Genomic DNA, 7459 nt, shown 5'->3' with positions numbered 1-7459 from the left:
GGAAAGGGAACGAACAGCGCCGGCGCGCCCACCGCGGCGATCTCCGTCACGGTACTGGCGCCGGCGCGGCAGATCACGAGGTCGGCTTCGGCATACGCGCTGGCCGTGTCCTCGATGAAGGGCGTGAGCTCCGCCTCGACGCCGGCCCGGGCGTAGTTGGCCCGCAGTTCGTCGATCTGCTTCGCGCCGCTCTGGTGCAGCACATGAGGGCGGTTGGCCGCGGGGATGCGGGCCAGCGCCTGCGGCACGATCTCGTTGAGCGCCTTGGCGCCCAGGCTGCCGCCCACCACCAGCACCTTCAGCGGTCCGGTGCGGCCGGCGAAGCGTTCCTCGGGCGGCGGCTGGCGCAGGAAGGCCTCGCGCAGCGGGTTGCCGACCCACTCGCCCTTCTTCAGCACGTCGGGGAAGGCGCTGTAGACGCGGTCGGCCACCGTCGCGAGCACGCGGTTGGCCATGCCGGCGATCGAGTTCTGCTCGTGCAGCACCAGCGGCTTGCCGAGCAGCACGCCCATCATGCCGCCCGGAAAGGTGATGTAGCCGCCGAGGCCGACGACGACCTGCGGGCGCACGCGCCGCAGCACCTGGATGCTCTGCCAGAACGAGTGCAGGATGCGCAGCGGCAGAAAGGCATAGGCCTTCAGCCCCTTGCCGCGCACGCCGCCGAAGGCCACCGTCTCCAGCGGGAAGCCGCGCGGCGGCACCAGCTGCGCCTCCATGCTGTTGGGTGCGCCCAGCCAGTGCACGCGCCAGCCCCGGGCGCGCAGCGCCTCGGCCACGGCCAGGCCCGGGAAGATGTGGCCTCCCGTGCCGCCGGCCATCACCAACGCTGTCGCTTTTGGCGCTGGCGCTTTGCCGTCATGTGGCACCCCCCCACCCCGACCCTCCCCCTCAAGGGGGAGGGCTCCGTTACGCGTGGATAGTGCGAGGATCATGCCCGGCCTCCGCGCATCAGCGTTCGGTTTTCGTAATCGATGCGCAGCACCACCGCGATCGCCACCACGTTCATCAGCACCGCGGAGCCGCCGTAGGACATCAGCGGCAGCGTGAGGCCCTTGGTGGGCAGCGCGCCCAGGTTCACGCCCATGTTGATGAAGGCCTGGAAGCCGATCCAGATGCCCACGCCCTGCGCCACCAGGCCGGCGAACACGCGGTCCAGCGCGATGGCCTGGCGGCCGATGTGCATGATGCGCCGGGTCATCCACAGGAAGCAGAGGATCACCGTCAGCACGCCGACCAGGCCGAATTCCTCGCCCAGCACGGCCAGCAGGAAGTCGGTGTGCGCCTCCGGCAGCCAGTGCAGCTTCTCCACGCTGCCGCCCAGCCCGACGCCGAAGATCTCGCCGCGGCCGATGGCGATCAGCGAGTGCGACAGCTGGTAGCCCTTGCCGAGCGCGTACTTCTCGTTCCACGGATCGAGGTAGGCGAAGATGCGTTCGCGCCGCCAGTCGGAGAACGCGATCATCAGCATGAAGGCCACCACGATCACGGCGGCGATCAGGAAGAACATGCGCGCGTTCACGCCGCCCAGGAACAGGATGCCCATCGCGATCACCGCGATCACCATGAAGGCGCCCATGTCGGGTTCGGCCAGCAGCAGCACGCCCACCACAGCGACGGCGGCGGCCATCGGCAGCACGGCGCGGAAGAAGCGCTCCTTCACCTCCATCTTGCGCACCATGTAGTTGGCCGCATAGAGCAGCACCGCGAACTTGGCCAGTTCGGAGGGCTGGAAGTTGATCGGCCCCAGTGCCAGCCAGCGGCGCGCCCCGTTCACGCCCTTGCCGACGTGCGGGATCAGCACCACCGCCAGCAGCAGCAGCGAGCCCACGAACAGCCAGGGGGCGAGCCGCTCCCAGGTCTCCACCTTGACCTGGAAGGCCAGCAGGCCGGCCACGAAGGACAGGACCAGGAACAGCGCGTGCCGGCTGAGGAAATAGCTGTGGGCGTAGCGGCTGAAGCGCGGGTTGTCCGGCAGCGCGATGGAGGCGGAATACACCATCACCATGCCCCACGCGAGCAGGGCCACGGTGAGCCACAGCAGCGCCGGATCGAAAGGCCGCAGGCCTTCGACCGGCGCGGCGCCGCGCGCCACCCAGGGCGCGTCGGCCCGCACGCCCGACGGCTTGCGGCGGAACACCGAGGCGATGCCGGCGAGCGCGAGCTTCAAGCGTCGCCTCCCGTCATCGCGCCTGCCTCGTCGGCGAGCGCCTGCACCGCGGCGCGGAACACCTCGGCGCGGTGCGGATAGTTGCGGAACATGTCGAAGCTCGCGCAGGCCGGCGACATCAGCACGGCGTCGCCCGCGTGGGCGCGCTGCGTGGCCACGCGCACGGCCTCTTCCATCGTCGCGGCGTCGGCCAGCGGCACGCCGGTGCCTTCCAGCACGGCGCGGATCTGCGGGCCGTCGCGCCCGATCAGCACGGCGGCACGGGCGAAGCGCGCCACCGGCTCCGCCAGCGGCGCGAAGTCCTGCCCCTTGCCGTCGCCGCCCAGGATCACGACCAGCTTGCGCTCGGCGCCCAGGCCTTGCAGCGCCGCCACGGTGGCGCCGACGTTGGTGCCCTTGCTGTCGTCGAAGTACTCGACGTCATTGACGATGGCCACCGATTCGACGCGGTGCGGCTCGCCGCGGTATTCGCGCAGGCCGTACAGCATGGGACCGAGCTGGCAACCTGCGGCAGTGGCCAGCGCCAGGGCGGAGAGCGCGTTGATCGCGTTGTGGCGGCCGCGGATGCGCAGTGCGTCGGCCGGCATCAGGCGCTGCAGGTGGATCTCCTGCTCGGCGTCCTTGCGGCGTTTCTCCGTCTCGTCGGCTTCGTGCGCGCGCACCAGCCACGCCATGCCGTGCACGACCTCCAGGCCGAAGTCGCCGGGGCGCTGCGGCAGGTCGCCGCCGAAGGTCACGTAGCTGCGCTGCTCGAACTTGCCGCCCTTCAGGCGCACCGGCGGCGGCAGCATCTTCATCACCAGCGGGTCCTCGCGATTGAGCACCATCACCGCGGTCTGGCCGAAGATGCGCGCCTTGGCGGCGGCATAGGCCTCCATCGTGCCGTGCCAGTCCAGGTGGTCCTGCGTCACGTTCAGCACGGTGGCGGCCGTGGGCTCGAAGCCGGTCACGCCATCGAGCTGGAAGCTGGAGAGCTCCAGCACCCAGACCTGGGGCAGCGCGTTGGCGTCGCGCTTGGCCGCCAGCGTGTCCAGCAGGGTCGGGCCGATGTTGCCGGCCACGGCCACCGTCTTGCCGCTGCGCTCGACCAGTTGGCCCGTGAGCGCCGTGACAGTGGTCTTGCCGTTGGTGCCCGTCACCGCGAGCACGGCGGGGTGGTAGCCCTCGGCCTGGCGCATCGCGGTCAGCGCATCGGCGAAGAGGCCCAGCTCGCCACGCACCGGAATGCCTTGCGCGCGCGCGGCCTCTTCCACCGGCGCCACCTGCTCCGGCGTGAGGCCGGGGCTGCGCAGCACGAGCTGGCGGCCCTGCGCCAGTTCCGCCGTGAAGGCGCCGCCGACGAAGCCCGCGTCGGGCAATTGCTCGCGCAGCGTCGCCAGTTGCGGCGGATCCTCGCGCGTGTCCGCCACCGTCACGCGGGCGCCGTTGCGGGCGCACCAGCGCGCCATGGCGAGGCCCGAGGCCCCGCAGCCCAGCACCAGCACATCCTGGTCGCGCAAGGTTTCCATCACCGCAGCTTCAACGTGGACAGGCCGACCAGGCACAGCAGCATCGTGATGATCCAGAAGCGGATCACGACCTGCGTCTCCTTCCAGCCGGTTTTCTCGAAATGGTGGTGCAGCGGCGCCATCAGCAGGATGCGCCGGCCCTCCCCGTACTTGCGCTTCGTGTACTTGAAGTACATCACCTGCGCCATCACCGACAGCGCCTCCACCACGAAGATGCCGCCCATGATGGCCAGCACGATCTCCTGCCGCACGATCACGGCGATGGTGCCGAGCGCGCCGCCCAGCGCCAGCGCGCCGACGTCGCCCATGAACACCTCGGCCGGGTGGGCGTTGAACCAGAGGAAGGCGAGGCCGGCGCCCGCCACCGCGGCGCAGAAGATCAGCAGCTCGCCCGAGCCGGGGATGTGCGGCAGCAGCAGGTAGCGCGCGAACACGGCGTTGCCGGTCACGTAGGCGAACACGCCCAGCGCCGAGCCGACCATCACCACCGGCATGATCGCCAGCCCGTCGAGGCCGTCGGTGAGGTTGACCGCGTTGCTGGAGCCGACGATCACCAGGTAGGTCATCACCACGAAGCCGAACACGCCCAGCGGATAGGTCACTTCCTTGAAGAACGGGATCCACAGGCCGGCCTTCGGCGGCAGGCTCATGTCGAAGCCCGAACGCACCCAGTCCACGAACAGGCCCAGCACGCGCACGTTGGTGGTTTCCGAAACGCTGAAGGCGAGGTAAAGCGCCGCCACGATGCCGATCAGGGACTGCCAGAAGTACTTCTCGCGCGAGCGCATGCCTTCGGGGTCCTTGTTGACGACCTTGCGCCAGTCGTCCACCCAGCCGATGGCGCCGAAGCCGGTCGTCACCAGGATCACGATCCAGACGAAGCGGTTGGTCCAGTCGAACCACAGCAGGGTCGACAGCAGCACGGAGATCAGGATCAGCACGCCGCCCATGGTGGGCGTGCCGCTCTTCTTGAGGTGCGACTGCATCGCGTACTCGCGCACCGGCTGGCCGATCTTCAGCGCGGTCAGGCGCCGGATCACCCAGGGGCCGGCGAGGATGCCGATCAGCAGCGCGGTCATGGCCGCCATCACCGCGCGGAAGGTGATGTACTGGAACACCCGGAAGAATCCGAATTCGTGCCCGTGGCTTTGCATCCACGCGGCCAGGCTAACGAGCATCGGCCCTCCCCTTGTCTTGTCCTGCGTGGGCGGCGATGGCCTCGACCACGCGTTCCATCTTCATGAAGCGCGATCCCTTGACCAGCACGCTTTCGGCCTGCGCCAGCGCCTGCAGCACGGCGGCGTTGAGCGCTTCGATGTCGCCGAAGTGGCGGCCCTTCATGCCTGCGGCCTGCTCGCCCAGCGTGAACAGCTGCTCGATGCCGCGCTGGCGGGCGTAGTTGCCGACTTCGGCGTGGAAGGCCGGGCCCTGGTTGCCCACCTCGCCCATGTCGCCCAGCACCAGCAGGCGCGGGCCGGGCAGTTCGGCCAGCACGTCGATCGCGGCGCGCACGGAATCGGGGTTGGCGTTGTAGCTGTCGTCCACCACCGTCAGCGTGCGGCCGTCCAGTTGCACCGCGAGGGCGCGCGAGCGGCCCTTGACCGGCTCGAAGCCTTCCAGCCCCGCGGCAATCGCCGGCAGCGGCACGCCGGCGGCGAGCGCGCAGGTGGCGGCGGCGAGCGCGTTGCGCACGTTGTGGCGGCCCGCGACCTGCAGCGTGAAGGCCAGCGGTCCTGCGGGCGTCCGGGCCTGCACCTGCCAGTGCCCCTGCTGCCACTGCGCGTCGGCGAGCCGCACGTCGGCATCGTCGTCGCCGAAGGTCATGCAGGGCCGGGCGTCGGCCAGCCCCGTCCACAGCATCGTGAACGGGTCGCCGGCCGGAAACACCGCCACGCCGTGCATGGGCAGGGCGGCGAACACGCTGCCGTTTTCCTGCGCCACGGCTTCCACGGTGGCCATGAATTCCTGGTGCTCGCGCTGCGCGTTGTTCACCAGCGCCACCGTCGGCGCCGCGATGCGCGCGAGGGTGCCGATCTCGCCCGGATGGTTCATGCCCAGCTCGATCACGCCGATGCGGTGCGCCGCGCGCAGGCGCAGCAGCGTGAGCGGCAGGCCGATGTCGTTGTTCAGGTTGCCCTGGGTGGCCAGGTGCCCCTCCGGCTGCCAGGCCCGCAGGATGGACGCGATCATCTGCGTCACCGTGGTCTTGCCGTTGCTGCCCGTCACCGCGATCAGCGGCAGCTTGTACTGCGTGCGCCAGGCGTGGGCGAGCTCGCCGAGCGCGAGCTTGCTGTCCTCGACCTCGACGCCCGGCATGCCGGCCGGGAGGCGGTCCGGCTGGGCAATCGCGGCGACCGCGCCCTTGGCCTGCGCGTCGGCGAGGAAGTCGTTGGCGTCGAAGCGCTCGCCCTTCAGCGCGACGAAGAGGTCGCCCGGCTGCAGGGTGCGGGTGTCGGAGTGCACGCGCTGGATCTCGACGGCGCCGTCGCCGACGAGGCGGCCTGCGGTCCACTCGGCGGCCTGCTGCAGTTGGAACATGGCGTCGCTCATTTGCGGGCCTCCTTGCCCTCACCCCTGCCCTCTCCCGCAGGCGGGAGAGGGAGTGAAGAGCGCTGCGCGTAGTTCAGGAGGGCCCGGCGCGCATGGTCCTGGTCCGAGAACGAGTGCTTCACGCCGGCGATCTCCTGGTAGTCCTCGTGGCCCTTGCCGGCCACCAGGATCACGTCGGCGGCCGCGGCGGCCTGGACGGTTTCGGCGATGGCGCGGGCCCGGTCCGGCTCCACCTGCACGCACTCGCGGTGCGACAGGCCCAGCAGGATCTGGCTGATGATGGCTTCCGGCTTCTCGCTGCGCGGGTTGTCGCTGGTCACGACGACGCGGTCGGCGTTCTTCTCCGCCACCGCGGCCATCACCGGCCGCTTGGTCGCATCGCGGTCGCCGCCGCAGCCGAACACGCACCACAGCTGCCCGCCGCGCTGCGCGGCCAGCGGCCGCAGCGCCTGCAGGCCCTTCTCCAGCGCGTCGGGCGTGTGGGCGTAGTCCACGGCCACCAGCGGCCGGCCCGGCTCGGCCAGGCGCTCCATGCGGCCCGGCACCGGCAGCAGGTCCGCGCAGGCGGCCACGGCCTGCGCCAGCGGCACGCCGATGGCGCGCATCATGCCGACCACGCCGAGCAGGTTCGAGACGTTGTACTGGCCGACCAGCTTGGTCTGCAGCACGTGCACCTGCGCGTCGCCGGCCTCGGCCAGGGTGAAGCGCAGGCCCTCGTCGCCGTAGCCGATGTCCAGCGCCCGCAGGCGCGCATCGCGCACGCAGGAGACGGTCCACAGCTCCACCGGGCCGCCCCACAGCTTCGCCTCCAGCTGCTCGCCCTTGGCATCGTCGACGTTGACTACGGCGGCCTGCAGGTCGGCCCAGTCGAACAGTTCCTCCTTGGCCGCCCAGTAGGCTTCCATGGAACCGTGGTAGTCCAGGTGGTCCTGGGTGAAGTTGGTGAAGCCGGCCACGCGGATGCGCGTGCCGTCCAGGCGCCGCTCCACGATGCCGATCGAGGAGGCCTCGATGGCGCAGGCCCGGGCACCCTCCTCCAGGAAGCGGCGGAAGTGGCGCTGCATCAGCACCGGGTCGGGCGTGGTGAGGCCGGTGTGCTCCACGTGCGGCGGCCGCCCGATGCCCAGCGTGCCGACCAGCCCGCAGGGGATGCCCACGTTGGCGAGCGCCTGGGCCAGCCACCAGGCGGTGGAGGTCTTGCCGTTGGTGCCGGTCACGGCCAGCACGTCCAGCC

At 70.6% G+C, this 7459-nt stretch carries 6 protein-coding genes; all 6 read right to left on the bottom strand.

Going from position 1 to position 7459, the window contains the following annotated elements:
* A partial coding sequence (gene murG, locus VFM98_RS04245) for an undecaprenyldiphospho-muramoylpentapeptide beta-N-acetylglucosaminyltransferase (protein WP_325108654.1) occupies window positions 1–818 on the bottom strand: 818 nt, incomplete at its 3' end.
* 110 nt (window positions 819–928) lie between these two features.
* Window positions 929–2167, bottom strand: a complete 1239-nt coding sequence (gene ftsW / locus VFM98_RS04240; RefSeq protein ID WP_414708979.1) for a putative lipid II flippase FtsW — start codon at window positions 2165–2167, stop codon at window positions 929–931.
* Window positions 2164–3675 carry a UDP-N-acetylmuramoyl-L-alanine--D-glutamate ligase gene (murD, locus tag VFM98_RS04235; protein WP_325108653.1) on the bottom strand — a complete coding sequence of 504 codons (1512 nt, stop codon included), beginning with the start codon at window positions 3673–3675 and terminating at the stop codon, window positions 2164–2166. The genes ftsW and murD overlap by 4 nt, the downstream gene beginning before the upstream one ends.
* Window positions 3675–4853, bottom strand: coding sequence for a phospho-N-acetylmuramoyl-pentapeptide-transferase (mraY, locus tag VFM98_RS04230; protein WP_325108652.1), 1179 nt, complete (start codon window positions 4851–4853; stop codon window positions 3675–3677). The genes murD and mraY overlap by 1 nt, the downstream gene beginning before the upstream one ends.
* The gene (locus VFM98_RS04225; RefSeq protein ID WP_325108655.1) at window positions 4843–6213 is read right to left on the bottom strand and encodes a UDP-N-acetylmuramoyl-tripeptide--D-alanyl-D-alanine ligase; all 1371 of its coding nucleotides are present in this window, start codon (window positions 6211–6213) and stop codon (window positions 4843–4845) included. The genes mraY and VFM98_RS04225 overlap by 11 nt, the downstream gene beginning before the upstream one ends.
* Window positions 6214–6221: 8 nt before the next feature.
* Window positions 6222–7459: UDP-N-acetylmuramoyl-L-alanyl-D-glutamate--2,6-diaminopimelate ligase (locus tag VFM98_RS04220; RefSeq protein WP_325108651.1), on the bottom strand; the 1238-nt coding region annotated here is incomplete at its 5' end.

It is taken from the genome of Ramlibacter sp. (assembly GCF_035706265.1).
GTDB lineage: Bacteria > Pseudomonadota > Gammaproteobacteria > Burkholderiales > Burkholderiaceae_C > Ramlibacter.
Note: the sequence above shows the minus strand (reverse complement) of the source record. Positions and strands in the feature narration are given on the sequence as shown.